Source organism: Novipirellula herctigrandis (assembly GCA_007859835.1).
Lineage (GTDB): Bacteria > Planctomycetota > Planctomycetia > Pirellulales > Pirellulaceae > Novipirellula_A > Novipirellula_A herctigrandis.
In genome coordinates this window covers 102,984-103,469 of the sequence record SJPJ01000001.1, presented here as the reverse complement: position 1 = coordinate 103,469, position 486 = coordinate 102,984, and positions in this window count along the sequence as shown.

Below are 486 nucleotides of genomic sequence, written 5' to 3'. Positions count from 1 at the left end.
AGCGAGGGGGAGGGCGTTCAGCGGATGCAGCCATCAACAACCCTCTCCCGAGCCTGAGAGCTCGACCTCTCCCAAAAGGCATTGGTGAGATGGGAGGGGAGCAAGAAGGGGCAAGAAAAGCATGCTGCACAACTTATCCTCTCTCCTGTTCGTTGTTAGCAACGGTTCGTTAGGTGGAACATTTGGATGGCGTCTGCGGTCAAATAGCTGAAGCAAACAACCCCTGCCCGCGAGAGCGGGAGGGGTCGAGCGCAGCGAGGGGGAGGGCCTTCACCGGATGCAGCCACCAACAACCCTCTCCCGAGCCTGAGAGCTCGACCTCTCCCAAAAGGCGAGGTCAGATGGGAGGGGAGCAAGAAGGGGCAAGAAAAGCATGCTGCACAACTTATCCTCTCTCCTGTTCGTTACTAGCAACGGTTCGTTAGGTGGAACATTTGGATGGCCCCTGCGGTCAAATAACTGATGCAAACAACCCCTGCCCGCGAG